Genomic DNA, 22,532 nt, shown 5'->3' on the forward strand with positions numbered 1-22,532 from the left:
GTACAAATGTTAGATAAATACAAAGACGAAAATGAATTTTATAGTCTAATAGGCATAAAATATAAAACTTTCATGAAAATGGTAGAAATTTTAAAAGAAGCTAAAGCTAAACAAAAACAAATTGGTGGTAGACCAAATAAATTATCAATAGAGCAAAGATTACTTATGACTTTAGAATACTGAAAAGAATATAGTAGACTTGGTACATAACCTTTAATTTTATCTACTATTTTGATAATTATTTTTTAGATGAAATACAAATGTTAGATAAATACAAAGATAAAAATGAATTTTATAGTTTAGTCGGCATAAAATGTTATAGTTATGTACCAAGTCTAGTACATATCGTATTATTGCAAAAAAATATAATATTAGTCATGTTAGTTGTATTCGTAATATCTTTTGAGTTGAAAATACTCTAATAAAAAATAGTCACTTTCATATACCTGGCAAAAAGATATTATTGGAACATAAAGTTACTAAGAATAATTTATTAGCAATTGATGCTACAGAAATTTCAATTGAAAGAATTAAAAAAAACTAAAATTATTATTTTCTGGTAAGAAAAGGCAACATTCATTAAAATCGCAAATAATTATTGATTTATTTAACAATAAAATTATTTCAGTAGATTTTTGTTATGGCAGTATTCATGATTATAAGTTATTTTTAAAATCAAATACACTTATAAATCCAAAATTAGAATTAATTGCCGATTCAGGCTATCAAGGTTTGCAAAATGTTCATAAAAATACATTATTGCCAATTAAAAAGAGTAAAAATAATCCCTTAAATCCAGATAAAAAGGAATATAATAGCTTTTTAAGTAAAGTTAGAATTGCCATTGAACATGTTTTTGCTAGATTAAAAAGATTTAAAATACTAGTTTATCGTTATCGCAATAAGATTAGAAGATTTGGATTACGATTTAACTTAATTTCAGGAATATATAATTTTGAATTAAGCTAGTTATAGTTATGTACCAAGTCTATTATTAGAAATTAAAGAACTTCCTTATAAGAAATAATAGCAATTAAATTTCTAATATTGCTAAATTGCCTTCACTTTTCACAATATGAAAACACATTCAATTATTAATTGCTAAACAATCTTTTATTTTCTTTTTCTTAATTAAAACCGCTTATAATTAATATAAATGGTAAATAAAAACACACCCTTAGGTGTGTTTTGTGAAAAAAATATCGTTTAGTGAATCTTATTTTTATTTTTTTGGCGATTTTTTTTCCGATAATTAAAAAGAATCATTTGCGGTTCAGTAATTTTATTTTGCATTCGGGCCACAATTGTTGTTGCTTGTAAACCACCAGCAACATTAACCGCCGTTCTTCCCATATCAAGAATCCCATCTAGTGCTCCCAAATAAGTATATACCGTACCATAATATGTAGGAAATCCTAACCCCGATAAAACACCAGCAGTAACTAATGGTGCTGTACCAGGAACACCAGCAATTCCTAATGAAGTAATAACGGTAACAATTAATCCCATTAAAAATCAAATCCATACTGAATATTGACTATTAATACTACTAGCACCGTTATAAACAAACATTAAAACAACACCAGCTTGAACACCAGCACATCCAGTTAATCCCATCGTTGAAGATAATGGTAATACTAAGTTTACGGCTTCTTCTTTAATTTTCATATCATCTTTTAAGGCATCAATTGATATAGGAATTGTTGCTTGAAATGATTGCGTTGCAAAGCCTTGAATAACGGGTTTCCAAGCAAATTTTCATCACTGTACGGGATTAATCCCAAAAAATAATATCGTTAATGTATGCCACACTAAACTAATAAATAAACCAATGTACGCTGTTCCCATTACTTTACCAATATCTACTAAGTGGGCAATTGGACCACCAATAATAGCAACTGTTACCATTGACATTACAGCATAGGGCATAAACTTCATAAAAGTCATTAACATTGACATCACAATTTTTCAAAAGCGCTCTAAAGTATCTCTTGAAGTATTCATTTCTCGTTCATACCGTTTGCTTTGCTTTTTAATCGCATATCCAACTAACGCCGCAATAACCATTACTGGAATAATAGCACCCCCAACAAAAGCCCCAATAAAATTTGCTGGCATATAGTTACTAATTACTTCTGGTAATTCCTTAACCGTAGTTTCATCACGCATTCCTTCTGGTTGTAAATTTAAACCACTACCAATGTCTAATACCATACCAACTAAATATGTCACTGTATAAGCAACAGCAACATTAATTAATAAAATAATAATGCCTTTAATTGTCATTGTTGCTAAACCACTAGTATGTGGCTTAGCAACCACCCGAGCAATTGCTAAAAATACAACGGGAACAGATAACATCAACATTCCATTAATAAAAATAGTTTTTAACAATGTTATCCAAGTAATAACTTGATGCAATCAAAGATTGTAATTAGGATTTTCTGTTTTTTTATCCTCTAAGAATTCCTTTCAAATACTAGTAGCACTATCATCATTAGGAAAACCTAATATCGCTTGAATACCAATTGCAAAGATAACACCACCACCAATAGCAGTAAAAATTCGAAAACTAAATCGCATTTTAGTTAACTTAACTAAAATTCCTAAACTTACAACTAAAACAAGGAAAATTAAAATAATAACTAACGATTGTCAAGTTGAAATACTAAAAAAATCCTTTAAAATGTCAACTTTTTTATCTTCTGGCATATATTTACCTCCCTTCAAAATAAAGTTATTTTTTAATAATTGATTTACTTGTCATTTCATCAGGAATGCTAATTCCTAATAAATCACAAATTGTTGGAGCAATATTTGCTAAACTAATATCGGTATTTGTTACCAATTTTAAATCTGATTTAGTAATAACTAACGGCACTAATTGTGAAGTATGTTTCTTATTAATATCACCCGTCTCATCAATCATAATTTCAGCATTACCATGATCAGCTGTTAATACCATAATGCCCCCTAACGATTTTAATGGTTCATATATTTCTTTTAAACATTTATCAACTACTTGTAATGCTTTAATAGTAGCTAATAAATTACCAGTATGACCTACCATATAAGGATTAGCAAAATTAAGAACAATCAAATCATATTTTTGCATTTTAATTTTACTAATTAATTCCTTAGTAACTTCGTTGGCAGCCATTTCTGGTTTTAAGTCATAAGTGGCAACTCGTGGTGAAGAAACTAATATGCGGTCTTCACCAGAAAACATAATATCTCAGCCACCATCAAAGAAATAAGTAACATGAGCATATTTTTCGGTTTCAGCAATTCGTAATTGTTCTAATCCTTGCTTACTAATTCATTCACCAAGACCATTATTCACATTTTGACTTTGAAAAGCAATTTGATTAGCTTTAACATCAACACTATATTCTGTCATTGTTACAAAAAATAAATTATTACGAACTACTTCTGAATTTCACACATATTCACGATTAGTTATTGCCGCAGCTAATTGAATAGCACGGTCAGGACGGAAATTAGTAAAAATTACACTATCATTATCTTTAATATGACCATCAGCAACTTGTTCATTATATGCCGGAATAATAAATTCATCATTACGAGAACAAGCATATTCATCATCAATATATGTTAAAGGATTACTAAAACTAGCGCCATTCCGTTGCACAATGACATCATACGCTAACTTCATTCGCTCTCATCGCTGGTCACGATCCATTGCGTAATATCTTCCCGAAATACTAGATAAATATCCAACTTGTAATTCATTCATCACCGACATTAACTTTGTTAAGTACTTTTTAGCAACATCCTGTTTAGTATCACGACCATCTAAAATCGCATGCACATAAACATCTTTAAACTGTTGCTCTTTTGCCATTGTCAAAATTGCTAATAAATGATTAATATGCGAATGAACGCCACCATCAGATAATAAGCCAATAATATGCAATCGAGAATTATTACTTTTAGCTTGATAAATAGCAGCTAACAGAGCTGGATTTTCATAAAAAGATTTATCACCAATAGCATTATTAATTAGCGATAATGATTGATATAAAATTCTTCCCGCACCAATATGCAAATGGCCCACTTCCGAGTTTCCCATTTGTCCATCTGGTAAACCAACTCATTTTCCTGAAGCATGAATTGCTAATGACGGATAAGTACTTTGTAAATATTTAAAATGTTCCATCTTAGCTTTCGTAACGGCATTAGAAGCTTGTTCAGCAGCAATGCCAAAACCATCTAAAATTGCTAATAATATTGGATTTTTAGTTCTCATCTTTCTCTTTCCTTCTCTTATTTTCATCAATATTATTTTAAAATATATTTAAGTATCGCTTTACCAACACCATTTTTATTATTACTATCACACATATCTGTTGCTACTTTTATTAAATCTGAATAACCATTTTTCATCATTATTCCTAAACCAGCTTTTTGTAACATTTCATAATCATTTAAAGAATCACCAATTGCCATACAATTTTTTAGTTTAAGATGTCATTTATTCACAAGAAACTTTAAAGCTTTAGATTTATCAAAATTTGCTGGCATAATCTCTAAATATTGATATTTTTCTAACGATGACGATGTTATTCTAATTCGTTTATTAGCTTCAATTTCAATTTTAAAATTTTCACAAATCTTATCCTCTAAATCATCTAAACTAATAGTTAATGTATAACAAGCTGGCAATGCTTGGCAATCATTTAAAACCTTTAACTTATATTTAGAATTTATTTTTGCTTCTCGCATAATCGCAACAGATTTTTTTCTTGTATAAGCAGAATTTTTTAAACCATAACCTCAAAAATTCAAATCATATTTTTTAATAATTTCATAAATATATTTTGTATCCTCTTCATTTAAATGAGCATTTCAAATATTCTTTTTAGTTTTTAAATCATAAATAACACAACCATTAAAACAAATAATATGTTGCGCATACTCATCTAACTTTAATTGCTGAGCATATAAAAGTGCTGCACTAGGTGCCCTTCCCGTTGCTAAAACAACTTTAATGCCTTTCTCTTGCGCTTGAATAATAGTCTCCCTAGTATCATCTAATATTTTTCCTTTATCAGTTAATAAAGTGCCATCAATATCAATTGCAATTACTTTAATATTCATACTATTTATCACTCCTTAGAAATTAATTAAGAAATTAATTGCAAGAATGAATCCACTTGCAATGATGCACCACCAACCAATGCTCCATCAATATCTGGTTGTTCTAAAAGTGCTTTAATATTATCTGGTTTAACAGAACCACCATATTGAATTCTAATCTTATTACTTAGAGCAACATTATATATTTCCATTATATTTTTACGAATAAACTGACAAACTTGTTGTGCTACTTCTACTGTTGCGGTTTTTCCAGTTCCAATAGCTCAAACCGGTTCATAAGCAATAACAATTTGTTCTAATTGTTTCTCACTAACATTTTCTAATGCTATCTTTAATTGGTGAGCAACAACTACTTCTGTTTGCTTATTAATATATTCTTCTTCCGTTTCACCACAACAAAGAATAATTTTTAAATTATTTTCTAAAGCCTTTAAAACTTTTTTGTTAATAATCTTATTACTTTCATTAAAAAGAATTCTTCTTTCAGAATGCCCTAATACAACATAGGAAACATTCATAGTTTTTAACAATAATGGGGAAACCTCTCCCGTAAATGCACCGTCATTTTCAAAATGACAATTTTGAGCACTAATAATTAATTTACTAGCCTCACGAATAGATGTTTCCAATAAAGGAAAACTAACAGCAATTCCAACATCAATATTCTGATTCATCATTTTCTGTTCAACTTGCAAAATAAAATCTTTTGTTTCATTAATATTTTTATACATTTTTCAATTACCGATAATAATTGGTTTACGCATTTAAATAATTCCTTTCTTAATTGTTTTCCTCTTTGATTATAACATATCTATTTTTGGATATGCTGCCACTAGAAAATCGCAATTTTCAATAAAAAACTTTATCAACAAAAGATAAAGCTTTTTATTTTTTCTTTCTTTTAATTCTTTTTTGAGATTTTAGTTTAGCCTTTTTAGAAGCCTTTTTTGCTTTTTTCAAATCTTGATTATTTTTCTTAATAAGTTTTTTCTCTTTTTTATCTTTGTTTTTATTAGCAGAAACTTTAGTTCGCTGTGCCTTTAATTCAATTTTTTGCTGTAATTTTTCTTGTTGTTGTCGTTTTTTAATTTCAATGCGTTCCTTTTTAAGAAATTTACGATAAATGATTCATTCTTGAATATGTTTCTCTCGCAATCTTTGCTTTTCCTCAATTGAAGCATCATTTTTCTTTAAAATTTGATATTCACTGCGATGCTTATTCCTAATTTCTTGATATCGTAAATCTTGAAAGTTTTTGCCAGTAAAAAAATAATAGACTTGGTACATAACCTTTAATTTTATCTACTATTTTGATAATTATTTTTTAGATGAAATACAAATGTTAGATAAATACAAAGATAAAAATGAATTTTATAGTTTAGTCGGCATAAAATGTTATAGTTATGTACCAAGTCTAATGAATCGCACCTAAATATCCTAAATTAACAGCATTACCATTTTTCTTAGCTATACTATTAGCAATTAATATAAAGGGAACATAAATTACCATCCCTAATATTAAATTAGAAAATACTAAAATAATTGCTTTCCAACGGTCGCGTTTAGTTTTCTTAGGTATTGCTTTGAAGAAGTAAAACAATCAGCTAATTATATTATTTAATTACTAAACTAACCATACCTTTCTTGTTATTGTCATTTTTATTCATTACTATTTTATCATATTATTGAATTTTTACACAATAGACTTGGTACATAACCTTTAATTTTATCTACTATTTTGATAATTATTTTTTAGATGAAATACAAATGTTAGATAAATACAAAAGACTTGGTACATAACCTTTAATTTTATCTACTATTTTGATAATTATTTTTTAGATGAAATACAAATGTTAGATAAATACAAAGATAAAAATGAATTTTATAGTTTAGTCGGCATAAAATGTTATAGTTATGTACCAAGTCTAAAGATAAAAATGAATTTTATAGTTTAGTCGGCATAAAATGTTATAGTTATGTACCAAGTCTAATATCATTTGAGGGGGAGAAGCAAGTGGAAATTAATAAAATTATTTCACAAATTAAAGAACTTGCAACCTCTACTCATAATTATGCGTTATTAGCAAATTATATTATTACTAATACTCAAAAGGTTATTACTTTTCGGATTAATGATTTAGCAAATAAGACATATGTTTCAACATCTACGGTGTCACGATTTGTTAAATTATTAGGTTTGAGTGGATATAATGAATTTCAACATGTTTTAAAATATTATTTGCATAATATTGCTGGTGACTATATTAGTCATTCATCGCCTGATAATAAAGGTGATTATATAAAAACATTATATGAGAATACTACTAAAAGTTTGCAAGATACTCATAACATTATTGATACTAAAAAAATTGAGCAGGTTAGTTTATATTTGACTAAAACTCAAGAAGTTATTCTCATTGCGGGGCAAGCATCATATGTTCCTTGCCTTGATTTAGCAGAAAAATTAATTCGTTTAGGTTTTAATGTTAAGTTTAGTAATAATGCTTATATTCAAAATACTTATTGTAAACTATCAAGTAAAAATAGTCTTGTTATTGCTGTGAGTTATTCGGGAATTAATTTTGAGGTGTTGCGTAATTTAAAAATTGTTAAAGGTAATAATAGTCATATTGTAACTGTTACTAAACGAAATAAAAATGAAGTAAATAGTTATAGTGATGTTGCGCTCCATGTTTTGTCCAATGAATCAATTGAGCGGTATGTATCGTTAACAAGTCATTTAACTTTAATATATTTATTTGATGCTATTTTTGTTACGGTTTTAGAAAAATATCATAATAAATATATTCATAATTTAAGAAAAACGAAGTTGGATTATGATTTAAAATAGATTAATTTATTATTTGTTACATATATATGTTTTGATTATTTTAGGGGATGCTTTTATGAAGTATTCTTTTTTCATAAGCAAATAAGAAAATTAGTAATTACTAATTTTTAAAAAATAGTTCTAACTAACAAATAGTCAATTTTTTGTGTTAACATTATAAAGAATATTTTAAATTATTTAAGGAAGTATTCTAATTATTATTTATATGAGAGGAGTATTATTCATAATGAAACTAAATATAGGTACTGTTTTTAGCGGAATTGGTGCATTTGAACAAGCCCTAGAAAAAATGAATTTAGCATATAATGTTATATTTGCTTGTGATAATGATAAGTATGTTAAGCAATCTTATTTTGCAAATTATGATATCTCTGAAGAAAATTGATATAACGATATTATTCAATTAAATGGTAGTAAGTATAAAAATAAGATAGATTTATTTGTGGGCGGTTCACCGTGTCAAAGTTTTAGTTCTATTGGATTTCAAAAGGGCTTAGATGATGATAGAGGATTGTTAATATTTGAATTCATAAGATTAGTTAATAGACTTGGTACATAACCTTTAATTTTATCTACTATTTTGATAATATTATTTACTAGGTGAAGTACAAATGTTAGATAAATACAAAGACGAAAATGAATTTTATAGTCTAATAGGCATAAAATATAAAACTTTCATGAAAATGGTAGAAATTTTAAAAGAAGCTAAAGCTAAACAAAAACAAATTGGTGGTAGACCAAATAAATTATCAATAGAGCAAAGATTACTTATGACTTTAGAATACTGAAAAGAATATAGTACATATCGTATTATTGCAAAAAAATATAATATTAGTCATGTTAGTTGTATTCGTAATATCTTTTGAGTTGAAAATACTCTAATAAAAAATAGTCACTTTCATATACCTGGCAAAAAGATATTATTGGAACATAAAGTTACTAATAATAATTTATTAGCAATTGATGCTACAGAAATTCCAATTGAAAGAATTAAAAAAAGCTGAATTATACTTGTAAGTGCAAGTAAATAAAATTGCAAAAGATTTCATATAAAAATTTCATGATGCTAAGTTTATTTTAGAAAAAGTAAATTTAAGGAGTTTTTATATGGGATACAAACATCTTGGCATAGATGAAAGAATTTATATTGAGAATCAATTGAAATTTAAAGTAAAAATTAGTGAAATAGCTAAAAATCTTAATCGAAGTATTAGTACTATTAATCGAGAAGTTAATAGAAATAAAGATAATAATCATTATTTTTCATTAATTGCACAAAATAAAGCAGAAAATAGAAAACAATTACATGTTTATTTTCATAAATTTAAAAATAGAGAATTAGTAAAATATGTACAACAAAAATTATTATTAGGTTGATCGCCTGAACAAATTTATGGCAGAATTAAAAATTTTCATCAAGAATGAATTATTAGTTTTAAAACAATTTACAATTGAATTTATTCTGGATTACTTGAAAAGGTTACTAGTAAAAATTTAAGAAGAAAAGGTAAGAAACGAAAATCTCAAGAAAATCGGGGTAAATTTAATGGTAAATCCATTAAAGAACGAAATGTTAATAATCGCATAACTCTTGGCCATTGAGAAGGTGATACTGTAGTATCATCACGAGGTAAAAGTAAATCATGTTTAATAACTTTAGTTGAAAGAACATCAAGATTTACTTTAGCAATATTAGTTGAAAATAGAACTACTAAAGTTATTAACAAAAATATTAGTCATTATTTATCAATTCTTCCAAATAATCTTGTTAAGACTATAACATTTGATAGGGGTAAAGAATTTGCTAATTGACAACAACTTGAAAAAAATTTAAATGTGAAAATTTATTTTGCTGATGCATATTCACCTTGACAAAGAGGTACTAATGAAAATACTAATGGTTTAATTAGAGAAAAATTTCCTAAAAAATTAAATTTTTCAAACACTACTAAAAATGCAGTTCATAAATTTATATTGTCTTTAAACCAAAGACCAAGAAAAATACTAAATTATCTTTCGCCAATCGAATATTTGGTTAGAAAAATAATTTAGTTGCACTTAACTTTACAATTTGGCAAAAACTAAAATTATTATTTTCTGGTAAGAAAAGGCAACATTCATTAAAATCGCAAATAATTATTGATTTATTTAACAATAAAATTATTTCAGTAGATTTTTGTTATGGCAGTATTCATGATTATAAGTTATTTTTAAAATCAAATACACTTATAAATCCAAAATTAGAATTAATTGCCGATTCAGGCTATCAAGGTTTGCAAAATGTTCATAAAAATACATTATTGCCAATTAAAAAGAGTAAAAATAATCCCTTAAATCCAGATAAAAAGGAATATAATAGCTTTTTAAGTAAAGTTAGAATTGCCATTGAACATGTTTTTGCTAGATTAAAAAGATTTAAAATACTAGTTTATCGTTATCGCAATAAGATTAGAAGATTTGGATTACGATTTAACTTAATTTCAGGAATATATAATTTTGAATTAAGCTAGTTATAGTTATGTACCAAGTCTAATATATATTCTCAACGCATTTTTAAATTTTTTAGAAAATTTATCATATTATTCTTAGAAAACAAGATATTGCCTTTACTTTGCGAACCAAAAATCTCATCAAACTCTATATTACTAAATTTTATTTTAGACTGTCCATGAGTTCTACTAATGCTGTGCTTATTTTGAGTAGTTACATACTCATTTGAAATAGTTATAACTTTTTTTATAAAAAAGTTATCTGTTGTAATATTTTTTTGCATTTTTTCTTTCTATCCTTAGCATAATTTTTATTATCTAAATAAATCAATATATTAGGAATAATACGCTCAAAAACATCAACAACTATACTATTACCAGATTGCTTATATATTTGAGTATTTGACACTACTATCTTAAATGAATCAGAAAACCCCATTAACCTTAAACATTCTCTAGGTGTTAATCTTCGAATTCGTTCTTGATCATAACTTACATAGTTATCAGTACTTGCATAATGATATTTAAAAGATGAACTTAATATTGTCTTAGCAATTTTAGGATTAGCAGTACCTTTTTTTAAAACTGTTTTCTGTAATTTTTCAGATAATACAAAACTCTTAATATAACTCTCTGAAATAAAATCTCCAATAAAATTAGCTTGTTGATTTTTAACTTGACAAAGAGATATTTCACCATCAACTTGAGTAAGCTTTTTTTTCATTCTAGTTTCATTTAATATGTACCTTTTTGCTTTTTCAGATATCTCTTGTTCATCTAAAAATACTTTTTCTAAATAATCACTCATCTTTTTTTCAAGAACTATTGGTTTAGGGAAATCAAAATTATTAACAATATCTTGTCTAAAACCTATAAGAAAAAGTCTAGTTCTGCTTTGAGGTACTCCATAATGGGCGCATAAAGTTTTGTTAGGTAGGAAAATATTTGAATAAGTATTAAGACAGTCAGCAGTGATTGTCTTTTTATTTTATGAGGTGTTAAAATTTTGTTCTTTGAAAATTAAATACAAGTGAATTAATAATGTTGGTATGTATTAAAGCACGATAAATTGTGGGTGGTCGCCATAACCGAAAGAAGTTTACCAGTTGATAGATAACACCCTTGCATCATTTAAATCTTCTCCCCCATTATCTTCTTTGTTTATATGGGCCCCTCAAAAATCATCATTATTTGTTCAATAGACTTGGTACATAACTATAACTAGCTTAATTCAAAATTATATATTCCTGAAATTAAGTTAAATCGTAATCCAAATCTTCTAATCTTATTGCGATAACGATAAACTAGTATTTTAAATCTTTTTAATCTAGCAAAAACATGTTCAATGGCAATTCTAACTTTACTTAAAAAGCTATTATATTCCTTTTTATCTGGATTTAAGGGATTATTTTTACTCTTTTTAATTGGCAATAATGTATTTTTATGAACATTTTGCAAACCTTGATAGCCTGAATCGGCAATTAATTCTAATTTTGGATTTATAAGTGTATTTGATTTTAAAAATAACTTATAATCATGAATACTGCCATAACAAAAATCTACTGAAATAATTTTATTGTTAAATAAATCAATAATTATTTGTGATTTTAATGAATGTTGCCTTTTCTTACCAGAAAATAATAATTTTAGTTTTTTTTAATTCTTTCAATTGGAATTTCTGTAGCATCAATTGCTAATAAATTATTATTAGTAACTTTATGTTCCAATAATATCTTTTTGCCAGGTATATGAAAGTGACTATTTTTTATTAGAGTATTTTCAACTCAAAAGATATTACGAATACAACTAACATGACTAATATTATATTTTTTTGCAATAATACGATATGTACTATATTCTTTTCAGTATTCTAAAGTCATAAGTAATCTTTGCTCTATTGATAATTTATTTGGTCTACCACCAATTTGTTTTTGTTTAGCTTTAGCTTCTTTTAAAATTTCTACCATTTTCATGAAAGTTTTATATTTTATGCCTATTAGACTATAAAATTCATTTTCGTCTTTGTATTTATCTAACATTTGTACTTCACCTAGTAAATAATATTATCAAAATAGTAGATAAAATTAAAGGTTATGTACCAAGTCTATTAAATAACAAAGTTTCTGATTATAAAAAACCAAATATGACAAACATTAATAATAAAATAAATGATTTTTTAGAAAAATATAAAGATAAAAAAGATAATGAGTTAATTTCAGAAGACTATACAATTACTGAATATAGTAAAAATAGATATGCGTTAACAATAGATATTTATTCTTCATTTATTTTTTATTTAGGTATACCATTTGAAAGCTATATTGAAATTTTTAAAAATGCCAAATTGTAAAGTTAAGTGCAACTAAATTATTTTTCTAACCAAATATTCGATTGGCGAAAGATAATTTAGTATTTTTCTTGGTCTTTGGTTTAAAGACAATATAAATTTATGAACTGCATTTTTAGTAGTGTTTGAAAAATTAAATTTTTTAGGAAATTTTTCTCTAATTAAACCATTAGTATTTTCATTAGTACCTCTTTGTCAAGGTGAATATGCATCAGCAAAATAAATTTTCACATTTAAATTTTTTTCAAGTTGTTGTCAATTAGCAAATTCTTTACCCCTATCAAATGTTATAGTCTTAACAAGATTATTTGGAAGAATTGATAAATAATGACTAATATTTTTGTTAATAACTTTAGTAGTTCTATTTTCAACTAATATTGCTAAAGTAAATCTTGATGTTCTTTCAACTAAAGTTATTAAACATGATTTACTTTTACCTCGTGATGATACTACAGTATCACCTTCTCAATGGCCAAGAGTTATGCGATTATTAACATTTCGTTCTTTAATGGATTTACCATTAAATTTACCCCGATTTTCTTGAGATTTTCGTTTCTTACCTTTTCTTCTTAAATTTTTACTAGTAACCTTTTCAAGTAATCCAGAATAAATTCAATTGTAAATTGTTTTAAAACTAATAATTCATTCTTGATGAAAATTTTTAATTCTGCCATAAATTTGTTCAGGCGATCAACCTAATAATAATTTTTGTTGTACATATTTTACTAATTCTCTATTTTTAAATTTATGAAAATAAACATGTAATTGTTTTCTATTTTCTGCTTTATTTTGTGCAATTAATGAAAAATAATGATTATTATCTTTATTTCTATTAACTTCTCGATTAATAGTACTAATACTTCGATTAAGATTTTTAGCTATTTCACTAATTTTTACTTTAAATTTCAATTGATTCTCAATATAAATTCTTTCATCTATGCCAAGATGTTTGTATCCCATATAAAAACTCCTTAAATTTACTTTTTCTAAAATAAACTTAGCATCATGAAATTTTTATATGAAATCTTTTGCAATTTTATTTACTTGCACTTACAAGTATAATTCAGCAAATAGTAAAGTTGCAAGAAAAATAAAAGCAATCATATTAGGCAAGTATGCAACAAACGATGCTAATAGTGCTCCAGTAATACCAGCTATTTTATAACCAACAGAAGCTGATACTTGAAAAATGCTTGGTCCAGGAATAGTATTTGCTAAAATTAATAAATGATTAAATTCATCCTCAGTTATTCATCGCTTCTTAACTACAACGGGCGCATAAAGTTTTGTTAGGTGGGTAAAGATTTGAATAATTTTGAAAGAAAAGCAACTAAAAATTTATTACCTTTTTACTTGAAAAATAATTAATAAAACAAAATATTTAATATTAACAAACATATTCTTAATAAAAGGTTATAAAAACTAAGTAAAATGCTTATAAAAACAACATTAAAATAATTTTTTACAACAAAAATCATACATAAGAAATATATACTTAATTTGCATATTGAAATAATTTATAGTAAATGACTATTTTTTCTTTTTTAAAAAATACCTAAGAAAACTAAACGCGACCAACTACAACTTCATTTTTAATTAAAGGCATTACGGCATTACCGCCACCAAAACCAAAAAAAGATATTTTCAAAAAAACATAAAACAATTGTCAATATAATTGCCATTTTGAATATTTTGTTTTTTTCATCATATCAACCCTTAATATCTTATAAAAAGAAAAAGAATCAGCATCTAATTCTCTTTCTTAATAATTTCAATTTATTATTTTCTTAGTTTTAATTGTTCAATTATTTTACGATAACGATTAATATCATGATCTTTTAAGTAATCTAACATATTTCGTCTTTGTGATACTTTTCTTACTAAACTTCGTTCAGTAATAACATCTTTACGATGTACTTTTAAATGTGCCGTTAAATTAATAATTTTCTCTGTTAAAAGTGCTATTTGTACTTCTGCTGAACCCGTATCTTTTTCTTTTCTCCCAAATTTAGCAATAATTTGTTTTTTATCCTCAGCTGTAATTGCCATTTAATAAATCCTCCAATAATTATAAACTTAACTAAAACCAATTAATAAAATAGAAGGTATTTTAAAAACTTGTAATAGTCGTATTCGTATTAAATATTAACCTATTTTACGAAAATATTCAAGGGTTTTGCTGTAATCTTCGCTAATTAACTGTTTTAAATGTTCTAAACTTTTAACAGCAACATTATCTCGTAAATACTTTAAAAAGGAAATTTTAATTTTTACACCATAAATATTATTATTAAAATTAAGAATATATGATTCACATTTTAAAACATTATCAATTCTAATAATACAAGAAATTGCTTGATAGTTTTTATTATCTAAACTAACATTAGTAATATAGACACCCTCATTTAATATTGAAAAATTATCATTTAAATGAATATTTGCTGTTGGAAATTGAATTTTATTACCTAATTTATTACCTTTAACAACAATACCTTTAATATTATAAGGTTGCAATAATAACTTATTAGCACTAACAATTTGTTTTTTTTGTAGTAACTGACGAATATATGTTGTTGATACCCGAATATCATTATTAATTAAAACTTTATTAACAACAATTACTTTAGAAAAATTTTTCTGCAAATGACTAATATTTCCCAAACCAAAATTTGCAAAACGAAAATCATCACCAACAACGATAATATCAATATTCAATTGTTTAAGATAAAAAATAAACTGTTCAATTGATCATTTTCTTGTATTATCATTAAATGGAAAAATAACAAAATTATCAAATCCCATTAATGAAACTAATTTTTGCTTATCATCCATATCAAGCAAGTCATCATATTGTTGTTGTAAAATTATTTTCTTTGGTGCGATTGAAAAAGTAAAAAATAGTGATTGATAATTATTTTCTTTAGCTTCCTTTAATACTGTTTGAGTTAATAACTGATGTCCAATATGAAGCCCATCAAAAAATCCTAAACACGCTACTTGTTTATTTGAAAATTGCTGTTTTTCATCAATAGTATTAATTATTTTCATCATTTCATAATCCTTTTTTACAATAATATTTATTATCTAGTCCCTTAACATATATTGCTAATGGGATTTGATTATTATCAGTTAACAACACAGTATCACTTTCAATCTCTTTTAATTGAATAGCCTTACCATTTTTAATATCTTTTGTTTCCTTAATATTAATAAGTGGCATATAGTCTTGTAATACATTTGATAATGAAATCATATTTTGTTCTTGAATTTTATCAAGTTCGCAACAATTACTAATCTTATATGCACCACTAGCTATTCTTTGCAATTTTTTTACTGTTGCTATCGTATTTAAAGTTTTAGCAATGTCTACTACTAAACTACGAATATATGTTCCTTTTGAACATTTAACTTTTAGGGAAACATAAGGAAAATCAAAACTTACTAACTCTAAATAATCTAACTTCACAAGTCGTTTTGCTAATAATACTTCTTGATCCTTGCGAGCATATTCATAAAGTTTTTTCCCTTGAAACTTAATCGCCGAATATTTAGGTGGTATTTGATTGTATGATAACGGAAAAAACTTTAAACAATTAAGAAATTGCTCTTTCGTAATTAACTTATTATCATTAGCAATAACATTACCAGTAATATCACCACTATTAGTTAAAATATTAAATTGCATTGTTACTAAATACTCTTTCGTTTCGTTCAATAATAATGAAGAAATCTTTGTCGCTTGATTGACCAAAATTATTAGTACACCAGTAGCTAGAGGGTCTAAAGTTCCGGCATGACCAACTTTATAATATTTAAACTTTTTTTTAAGATAAGATACTACTTGATGCGATGTCATCTCAGTAGGTTTATCAATTAGTAAAATTCCTGAATTCATTATAATAAAAAATCTCCAAAGATATTATATCATACGCCAAATTGTAAAGTTAAGTGCAACTAAATTATTTTTCTAACCAAATATTCGATTGGCGAAAGATAATTTATTATTTTTCTTGGTCTTTGGTTTAAAGACAATATAAATTTATGAACTGCATTTTTAGTAGTGTTTGAAAAATTAAATTTTTTAGGAAATTTTTCTCTAATTAAACCATTAGTATTTTCATTAGTACCTCTTTGTCAAGGTGAATATGCATCAGCAAAATAAATTTTCACATTTAAATTTTTTTCAAGTTGTTGTCAATTAGCAAATTCTTTACCCCTATCAAATGTTATAGTCTTAACAAGATTATTTGGAAGAATTGATAAATAATGACTAATATTTTTGTTAATAACTTTAGTAGTTCTATTTTCAACTAATATTGCTAAAGTAAATCTTGATGTTCTTTCAACTAAAGTTATTAAACATGATTTACTTTTACCTCGTGATGATACTACAGTATCACCTTCTCAATGGCCAAGAGTTATGCGATTATTAACATTTCGTTCTTTAATGGATTTACCATTAAATTTACCCCGATTTTCTTGAGATTTTCGTTTCTTACCTTTTCTTCTTAAATTTTTACTAGTAACCTTTTCAAGTAATCCAGAATAAATTCAATTGTAAATTGTTTTAAAACGCCAAATTGTAAAGTTAAGTGCAACTAAATTATTTTTCTAACCAAATATTCGATTGGCGAAAGATAATTTAGTATTTTTCTTGGTCTTTGGTTTAAAGACAATATAAATTTATGAACTGCATTTTTAGTAGTGTTTGAAAAATTAAATTTTTTAGGAAATTTTTCTCTAATTAAACCATTAGTATTTTCATTAGTACCTCTTTGTCAAGGTGAATATGCATCAGCAAAATAAATTTTCACATTTAAATTTTTTTCAAGTTGTTGTCAATTAGCAAATTCTTTACCCCTATCAAATGTTATAGTCTTAACAAGATTATTTGGAAGAATTGATAAATAATGACTAATATTTTTGTTAATAACTTTAGTAGTTCTATTTTCAACTAATATTGCTAAAGTAAATCTTGATGTTCTTTCAACTAAAGTTATTAAACATGATTTACTTTTACCTCGTGATGATACTACAGTATCACCTTCTCAATGGCCAAGAGTTATGCGATTATTAACATTTCGTTCTTTAATGGATTTACCATTAAATTTACCCCGATTTTCTTGAGATTTTCGTTTCTTACCTTTTCTTCTTAAATTTTTACTAGTAACCTTTTCAAGTAATCCAGAATAAATTCAATTGTAAATTGTTTTAAAACTAATAATTCATTCTTGATGAAAATTTTTAATTCTGCCATAAATTTGTTCAGGCGATCAACCTAATAATAATTTTTGTTGTACATATTTTACTAATTCTCTATTTTTAAATTTATGAAAATAAACATGTAATTGTTTTCTATTTTCTGCTTTATTTTGTGCAATTAATGAAAAATAATGATTATTATCTTTATTTCTATTAACTTCTCGATTAATAGTACTAATACTTCGATTAAGATTTTTAGCTATTTCACTAATTTTTACTTTAAATTTCAATTGATTCTCAATATAAATTCTTTCATCTATGCCAAGATGTTTGTATCCCATATAAAAACTCCTTAAATTTACTTTTTCTAAAATAAACTTAGCATCATGAAATTTTTATATGAAATCTTTTGCAATTTTATTTACTTGCACTTACAAGTATAATTCAGCACTTATTTCTATATTAGACTTGGTACATAACTATAACATTTTATGCCGACTAAACTATAAAATTCATTTTTATCTTTGTATTTATCTAACATTTGTATTTCATCTAAAAAATAATTATCAAAATAGTAGATAAAATTAAAGGTTATGTACCAAGTCTATTGAAACAATTAGGTCGATATATATTAAAAGTAAAAATATTGATAAAGATTTAGATGTCTTAAAAGATTATTTAGATAATCATGGTTATTCATCTTGAATTGAACAACAAAATAAAAATATTATGAAAGGTAAAAAACATGAAAAAAATTTATAAGGAATTTGAAAATGTCAGTGTTCCTTCTGAGAGTGGTAAAGCTGAATATAAGATTTATGAAAGAGTTGTTAGTAAAGATACTGGTGAAGTTTCTTTACGAGTTAGTAAAGTAGCAAATATATATAATAGACTTGGTACATAACTATAACATTTTATGCCGACTAAACTATAAAATTCATTTTTATCTTTGTATTTATCTAACATTTGTATTTCATCTAAAAAATAATTATCAAAATAGTAGATAAAATTAAAGGTTATGTACCAAGTCTAATGAAATCCAGGAAGCTGGTGTTGGTACAACTTTAAATGAAATGATTGATAGATATGGAACCGGCGAAATTGTAAATTTGAATTTTAAAGAAGGTTCATATGTTGATTTATCGCAGTTACCAAGTTCAGCAATGGAAACTTTAAATCTTTTAAAAAATATTGATAATTTAAATGTTATTAATGATTATTTAAAAAGTTTGAATAATGATAATAAAAATCATAAACAAGAAGATATTAAAGATGATTTAGATGTAAAAGGAGAAGAAGTAGATGAAAAAAAATAAATTAGTTTATAATTTTGGGAATACTTTAAATAGTTCTCCGCAACATTCAATGTTTGTTAGAAATAGCAAGCTTATTACTGCTTTTAATGCAGGTGATTTAGTTCCAATTTATTTGGATGAGATTTTGCCTGGTGATAATGTTAAATTAGATATTAAAGCTCTTATTCGACAAACTACGATGTTAAAACCGGTTATGGATGTTGCGAATATTGATGTTTATGGTTTTTTTGTTCCAAATCGGATTATTTGAGATGATTTTAAGAAATTTTTTGGTGAAAATGAAGACCCTTGGGCTGTTTCTAGCGAAATTTTAGTTCCGACTGTTAATTCTCCTACTGATGGTTGAAAAATTGGTACAATTGCTGATTATATGGGTTTACCTATTAATAAAAAAGGTTTAAAGGTTAGTGCTTTACCTTTTAGAGCTTATACTCAAATTGTTAATGATTGATTTCGCGACCAAAATTTACAATCAGTAGCTCATATTAATAAAACTAATTCTACGGGAACTGGTTCTAATGGTACTGATTGAGTTAAAGATTTAGAATTAGGTGGTATGCCTTTTATTACTAATAAGTATCATGATTATTTTACTAGTGCTCTGCCTAAACCACAAAAAGGTGATGCTATTAATTTAAATATTGGCGGTTCTGCTCCTATTCATACTGATAAACAACCAGTTATTAAAGGAAAATGAAATCCGTTGACATTTAGTAAAACTGATGGTACAGATTTTGATAGTCAAAAACAAGCTGCCGGTCGTCTTGGTATGGTAGGGAAAAATGTTGATGGTAAATATCCTTATTCAATTGCTGGTCTAGATTTGACAAATCCTTTAACTGTTGCACCTAAAGATGAACTTTATCCTAATAATTTATATGCTGATTTATCTAAAGCTACAGGTATTTCTATTAATGATTTACGACAAGCGATAACATATCAGCATATGTTAGAAAAAGATGCTCGTAGTGGTACGCGTTATGTTGAATATTTGCGTTCACATTTTGGTGTTAATTCTTTAGATGCAACTCAACAGCGTGCTGAGTATTTAGGTGGTTATCGTAAACCTTTAAATGTCAATACTGTTCCGCAAACTTCAAGTACTGTTTCTGATAGTGCTCAAGCAAATTTATCTGCTTTTGGTGAAAGTTTTTTAAGTCAAAGTTTAATTGCTGAATTATACTTGTAAGTGCAAGTAAATAAAATTGCAAAAGATTTCATATAAAAATTTCATGATGCTAAGTTTATTTTAGAAAAAGTAAATTTAAGGAGTTTTTATATGGGATACAAACATCTTGGCATAGATGAAAGAATTTATATTGAGAATCAATTGAAATTTAAAGTAAAAATTAGTGAAATAGCTAAAAATCTTAATCGAAGTATTAGTACTATTAATCGAGAAGTTAATAGAAATAAAGATAATAATCATTATTTTTCATTAATTGCACAAAATAAAGCAGAAAATAGAAAACAATTACATGTTTATTTTCATAAATTTAAAAATAGAGAATTAGTAAAATATGTACAACAAAAATTATTATTAGGTTGATCGCCTGAACAAATTTATGGCAGAATTAAAAATTTTCATCAAGAATGAATTATTAGTTTTAAAACAATTTACAATTGAATTTATTCTGGATTACTTGAAAAGGTTACTAGTAAAAATTTAAGAAGAAAAGGTAAGAAACGAAAATCTCAAGAAAATCGGGGTAAATTTAATGGTAAATCCATTAAAGAACGAAATGTTAATAATCGCATAACTCTTGGCCATTGAGAAGGTGATACTGTAGTATCATCACGAGGTAAAAGTAAATCATGTTTAATAACTTTAGTTGAAAGAACATCAAGATTTACTTTAGCAATATTAGTTGAAAATAGAACTACTAAAGTTATTAACAAAAATATTAGTCATTATTTATCAATTCTTCCAAATAATCTTGTTAAGACTATAACATTTGATAGGGGTAAAGAATTTGCTAATTGACAACAACTTGAAAAAAATTTAAATGTGAAAATTTATTTTGCTGATGCATATTCACCTTGACAAAGAGGTACTAATGAAAATACTAATGGTTTAATTAGAGAAAAATTTCCTAAAAAATTTAATTTTTCAAACACTACTAAAAATGCAGTTCATAAATTTATATTGTCTTTAAACCAAAGACCAAGAAAAATACTAAATTATCTTTCGCCAATCGAATATTTGGTTAGAAAAATAATTTAGTTGCACTTAACTTTACAATTTGGCAATAATAAAACTTTTTTGGAACATGGTTATTTAATTTTGGTTGCTGCTGTTCGATATGAACATTCGTATCAACAAGGATTAGAACAATTATGAACTCGTAGTACTCGTAATGATTTTTATGACCCAATATTTGCTAATATCGGTGAACAACCAATTAAAAATAAAGAAATTTATTTTAGTGGTGGTACCACTACTGTTGATGATGAAATTTTTGGTTATAATGAGGCTTGAGCTTCTTATCGTACTAAATTCAATAAGATTACTGGGATGATGCGTAGTGTTGAGAAAGGTTTAGATTATTATCATTATGGTGATAATTATTCTTCTTTACCTAAATTGTCTGCTGAATGATTGAAAGAAGATAAGGCTAATATTGACCGGACTCTTGCTGTTAAATCAACTAATGATATGCCACAATTTCAAGCTGATTTTTATTTTGAAGTTAAACATGAACGACCAATGCCGGTATTTAGTATTCCCGGTATTGATAGAATTTAGGAGATTTCTTATGAATGATTTTAAAGATGTATATCCTAATATTAATGAAAACACACAATCTGGTTTTGATAAATTCGGAGAAGGAATTAAAAATGTTATTACCGATATTTTAGGTGTTGGTGCAAGTAGCGCCAGAACACAAAATCAGTTAAATCGTGATTTTCAAGAGCGAATGGCCAACACCCAATGACAGCGCGGAACTGAAGATATGAAAAAAGCAGGGGTTAATCCCCTTACTGCTTTTACTAGTGCTGCTGGTGCTGTTCCTGCTGGTTCTAGCGGAGCTGGTGGACAATCCGCGGGAATTATTTCCAATATTATTGGTTCAAGTGCTCGTCTATTAGGTGATTTAGCAAATGCCAAAGGAACTAATATGCGTACCGATTTATATCAAAATAATTTGAAAAATTTGATTGTTTCGTCGGCGAAATTTATAAAATAAATTTCTTGTCGTCAACGG

General features: G+C 26.1%; 33 protein-coding genes. 15 read left to right on the forward strand and 18 right to left on the reverse strand.

Annotated elements, in window-relative coordinates; genetic code table 4:
• Positions 1–6: 6 nt before the first annotated feature.
• The 3 genes from ACFEL5_RS01040 to ACFEL5_RS01050 all read left to right on the forward strand — a co-directional run bounded on the left by ACFEL5_RS01040 (position 7) and on the right by ACFEL5_RS01050 (position 969).
• Positions 7–210 carry a hypothetical protein gene (locus tag ACFEL5_RS01040; protein WP_375315491.1) on the forward strand — a complete coding sequence of 68 codons (204 nt, stop codon included), beginning with the start codon at positions 7–9 and terminating at the stop codon, positions 208–210.
• Positions 211–260: 50 nt separating this feature from the next.
• Positions 261–422: a hypothetical protein gene (locus ACFEL5_RS01045; RefSeq protein WP_375315492.1), complete on the forward strand. Its 162-nt coding sequence runs from the start codon at positions 261–263 to the stop codon at positions 420–422.
• A gap of 181 nt (positions 423–603) precedes the next feature.
• Positions 604–969, forward strand: a complete 366-nt coding sequence (locus ACFEL5_RS01050) for a transposase family protein (protein WP_342224590.1) — start codon at positions 604–606, stop codon at positions 967–969.
• Positions 970–1,206: 237 nt separating this feature from the next.
• Here ACFEL5_RS01050 and ACFEL5_RS01055 read toward each other — a convergent pair whose 3' ends face one another.
• The 6 genes from ACFEL5_RS01055 to ACFEL5_RS01080 all read right to left on the reverse strand — a co-directional run bounded on the left by ACFEL5_RS01055 (position 1,207) and on the right by ACFEL5_RS01080 (position 6,721).
• Positions 1,207–2,712, reverse strand: a complete 1,506-nt coding sequence (locus ACFEL5_RS01055) for a dicarboxylate/amino acid:cation symporter (protein WP_338967051.1) — start codon at positions 2,710–2,712, stop codon at positions 1,207–1,209.
• Positions 2,713–2,737: 25 nt separating this feature from the next.
• Positions 2,738–4,270: a 2,3-bisphosphoglycerate-independent phosphoglycerate mutase gene (gpmI, locus tag ACFEL5_RS01060; RefSeq protein WP_375315493.1), complete on the reverse strand. Its 1,533-nt coding sequence runs from the start codon at positions 4,268–4,270 to the stop codon at positions 2,738–2,740.
• Positions 4,271–4,302: 32 nt separating this feature from the next.
• Positions 4,303–5,121 carry a Cof-type HAD-IIB family hydrolase gene (locus tag ACFEL5_RS01065; protein ID WP_375315494.1) on the reverse strand — a complete coding sequence of 273 codons (819 nt, stop codon included), beginning with the start codon at positions 5,119–5,121 and terminating at the stop codon, positions 4,303–4,305.
• 26 nt (positions 5,122–5,147) lie between these two features.
• Complete coding sequence (gene tpiA / locus ACFEL5_RS01070; protein ID WP_342190066.1) at positions 5,148–5,885, reverse strand: triose-phosphate isomerase; 738 nt, start codon at positions 5,883–5,885, stop codon at positions 5,148–5,150.
• Positions 5,886–6,006: 121 nt separating this feature from the next.
• Positions 6,007–6,408, reverse strand: coding sequence for a hypothetical protein (locus tag ACFEL5_RS01075; RefSeq protein WP_375315495.1), 402 nt, complete (start codon positions 6,406–6,408; stop codon positions 6,007–6,009).
• A 127-nt stretch (positions 6,409–6,535) separates the two neighbouring features.
• Positions 6,536–6,721: a hypothetical protein gene (locus ACFEL5_RS01080; protein WP_375315175.1), complete on the reverse strand. Its 186-nt coding sequence runs from the start codon at positions 6,719–6,721 to the stop codon at positions 6,536–6,538.
• 414 nt (positions 6,722–7,135) lie between these two features.
• On the opposite strand from ACFEL5_RS01080, the gene ACFEL5_RS01085 reads away from it, so the two are divergent.
• From ACFEL5_RS01085 to ACFEL5_RS01105, 5 genes are all read left to right on the forward strand, one after another.
• Complete coding sequence (locus ACFEL5_RS01085) at positions 7,136–7,972, forward strand: MurR/RpiR family transcriptional regulator (protein WP_342190069.1); 837 nt, start codon at positions 7,136–7,138, stop codon at positions 7,970–7,972.
• Positions 7,973–8,198: 226 nt separating this feature from the next.
• A complete protein-coding gene (locus tag ACFEL5_RS01090; protein ID WP_375315496.1) occupies positions 8,199–8,531 on the forward strand; it encodes a DNA cytosine methyltransferase in 333 nt (110 codons plus the stop codon).
• 52 nt (positions 8,532–8,583) lie between these two features.
• Positions 8,584–9,003: a transposase family protein gene (locus tag ACFEL5_RS01095; RefSeq protein WP_375315497.1), complete on the forward strand. Its 420-nt coding sequence runs from the start codon at positions 8,584–8,586 to the stop codon at positions 9,001–9,003.
• Positions 9,004–9,079: 76 nt separating this feature from the next.
• Positions 9,080–10,024, forward strand: a complete 945-nt coding sequence (locus ACFEL5_RS01100) for an IS30 family transposase (RefSeq protein WP_375315190.1) — start codon at positions 9,080–9,082, stop codon at positions 10,022–10,024.
• A gap of 92 nt (positions 10,025–10,116) precedes the next feature.
• On the forward strand, positions 10,117–10,482 hold the full coding sequence (locus ACFEL5_RS01105; protein WP_342224590.1) for a transposase family protein: 366 nt from the start codon (positions 10,117–10,119) through the stop codon (positions 10,480–10,482).
• 226 nt (positions 10,483–10,708) lie between these two features.
• Here ACFEL5_RS01105 and dcm read toward each other — a convergent pair whose 3' ends face one another.
• From dcm to ACFEL5_RS01120, 3 genes are all read right to left on the reverse strand, one after another.
• On the reverse strand, positions 10,709–11,437 hold the full coding sequence (gene dcm / locus ACFEL5_RS01110) for a DNA (cytosine-5-)-methyltransferase (RefSeq protein ID WP_375315742.1): 729 nt from the start codon (positions 11,435–11,437) through the stop codon (positions 10,709–10,711).
• Positions 11,438–11,682: 245 nt separating this feature from the next.
• Positions 11,683–12,105: a transposase family protein gene (locus tag ACFEL5_RS01115; protein ID WP_342224593.1), complete on the reverse strand. Its 423-nt coding sequence runs from the start codon at positions 12,103–12,105 to the stop codon at positions 11,683–11,685.
• Positions 12,106–12,107: 2 nt separating this feature from the next.
• Positions 12,108–12,500, reverse strand: a complete 393-nt coding sequence (locus tag ACFEL5_RS01120) for a transposase family protein (protein WP_375315019.1) — start codon at positions 12,498–12,500, stop codon at positions 12,108–12,110.
• 104 nt (positions 12,501–12,604) lie between these two features.
• On the opposite strand from ACFEL5_RS01120, the gene ACFEL5_RS01125 reads away from it, so the two are divergent.
• Positions 12,605–12,811, forward strand: a complete 207-nt coding sequence (locus ACFEL5_RS01125; protein WP_375315498.1) for a hypothetical protein — start codon at positions 12,605–12,607, stop codon at positions 12,809–12,811.
• Between the two features lie 12 nt (positions 12,812–12,823).
• On the opposite strand, the gene ACFEL5_RS01130 is transcribed toward ACFEL5_RS01125, so the two are convergent.
• The 8 genes from ACFEL5_RS01130 to ACFEL5_RS01165 all read right to left on the reverse strand — a co-directional run bounded on the left by ACFEL5_RS01130 (position 12,824) and on the right by ACFEL5_RS01165 (position 18,351).
• A complete protein-coding gene (locus ACFEL5_RS01130; RefSeq protein WP_338966716.1) occupies positions 12,824–13,768 on the reverse strand; it encodes an IS30 family transposase in 945 nt (314 codons plus the stop codon).
• Between the two features lie 90 nt (positions 13,769–13,858).
• Complete coding sequence (locus tag ACFEL5_RS01135; protein WP_375315743.1) at positions 13,859–14,146, reverse strand: chromate transporter; 288 nt, start codon at positions 14,144–14,146, stop codon at positions 13,859–13,861.
• A gap of 226 nt (positions 14,147–14,372) precedes the next feature.
• Positions 14,373–14,513 carry a chromate transporter gene (locus ACFEL5_RS01140; protein ID WP_375315499.1) on the reverse strand — a complete coding sequence of 47 codons (141 nt, stop codon included), beginning with the start codon at positions 14,511–14,513 and terminating at the stop codon, positions 14,373–14,375.
• A gap of 74 nt (positions 14,514–14,587) precedes the next feature.
• A complete protein-coding gene (gene rpsO / locus ACFEL5_RS01145) occupies positions 14,588–14,857 on the reverse strand; it encodes a 30S ribosomal protein S15 (protein ID WP_338967879.1) in 270 nt (89 codons plus the stop codon).
• Between the two features lie 96 nt (positions 14,858–14,953).
• Positions 14,954–15,856 carry a riboflavin biosynthesis protein RibF gene (gene ribF, locus ACFEL5_RS01150; RefSeq protein WP_342190146.1) on the reverse strand — a complete coding sequence of 301 codons (903 nt, stop codon included), beginning with the start codon at positions 15,854–15,856 and terminating at the stop codon, positions 14,954–14,956.
• Entirely contained in the window at positions 15,843–16,703 is an 861-nt protein-coding gene (truB, locus tag ACFEL5_RS01155; RefSeq protein WP_338967876.1) for a tRNA pseudouridine(55) synthase TruB, read from the reverse strand. Before truB ends, ribF begins: the two co-directional genes overlap by 14 nt.
• 59 nt (positions 16,704–16,762) lie before the next feature.
• Positions 16,763–17,410 carry an IS30 family transposase gene (locus tag ACFEL5_RS01160; protein WP_375315744.1) on the reverse strand — a complete coding sequence of 216 codons (648 nt, stop codon included), beginning with the start codon at positions 17,408–17,410 and terminating at the stop codon, positions 16,763–16,765.
• A complete protein-coding gene (locus tag ACFEL5_RS01165) occupies positions 17,407–18,351 on the reverse strand; it encodes an IS30 family transposase (protein ID WP_338966716.1) in 945 nt (314 codons plus the stop codon). The genes ACFEL5_RS01160 and ACFEL5_RS01165 overlap by 4 nt, the downstream gene beginning before the upstream one ends.
• A 58-nt stretch (positions 18,352–18,409) precedes the next feature.
• On the opposite strand from ACFEL5_RS01165, the gene ACFEL5_RS01170 reads away from it, so the two are divergent.
• Positions 18,410–18,592, forward strand: a complete 183-nt coding sequence (locus ACFEL5_RS01170) for a hypothetical protein (RefSeq protein ID WP_375315500.1) — start codon at positions 18,410–18,412, stop codon at positions 18,590–18,592.
• A 234-nt stretch (positions 18,593–18,826) separates the two neighbouring features.
• Here ACFEL5_RS01170 and ACFEL5_RS01175 read toward each other — a convergent pair whose 3' ends face one another.
• Positions 18,827–18,976, reverse strand: coding sequence for a hypothetical protein (locus ACFEL5_RS01175; RefSeq protein ID WP_375315501.1), 150 nt, complete (start codon positions 18,974–18,976; stop codon positions 18,827–18,829).
• A 107-nt stretch (positions 18,977–19,083) separates the two neighbouring features.
• Here ACFEL5_RS01175 and ACFEL5_RS01180 point away from each other — a divergent pair, with 107 nt between their 5' ends.
• From ACFEL5_RS01180 to ACFEL5_RS01200, 5 genes are all read left to right on the forward strand, one after another.
• Positions 19,084–19,326 (forward strand): hypothetical protein, encoded by a 243-nt coding sequence (locus tag ACFEL5_RS01180; RefSeq protein WP_375315444.1) that lies wholly within the window; start codon positions 19,084–19,086, stop codon positions 19,324–19,326.
• A complete protein-coding gene (locus ACFEL5_RS01185; RefSeq protein ID WP_375315502.1) occupies positions 19,313–20,515 on the forward strand; it encodes a major capsid protein in 1,203 nt (400 codons plus the stop codon). The genes ACFEL5_RS01180 and ACFEL5_RS01185 overlap by 14 nt, the downstream gene beginning before the upstream one ends.
• Positions 20,516–20,605: 90 nt before the next feature.
• Complete coding sequence (locus tag ACFEL5_RS01190; RefSeq protein ID WP_338966716.1) at positions 20,606–21,550, forward strand: IS30 family transposase; 945 nt, start codon at positions 20,606–20,608, stop codon at positions 21,548–21,550.
• Positions 21,551–22,072 (forward strand): major capsid protein, encoded by a 522-nt coding sequence (locus tag ACFEL5_RS01195; protein WP_375315503.1) that lies wholly within the window; start codon positions 21,551–21,553, stop codon positions 22,070–22,072.
• A 10-nt stretch (positions 22,073–22,082) separates the two neighbouring features.
• On the forward strand, positions 22,083–22,514 hold the full coding sequence (locus tag ACFEL5_RS01200) for a hypothetical protein (protein WP_375315442.1): 432 nt from the start codon (positions 22,083–22,085) through the stop codon (positions 22,512–22,514).
• Positions 22,515–22,532: the final 18 nt, after the last annotated feature.

The sequence above is a fragment of the Spiroplasma endosymbiont of Tipula paludosa genome, from assembly GCF_964264785.1.
Classification (GTDB): domain Bacteria; phylum Bacillota_I; class Bacilli_A; order Mycoplasmatales; family Nriv7; genus Nriv7.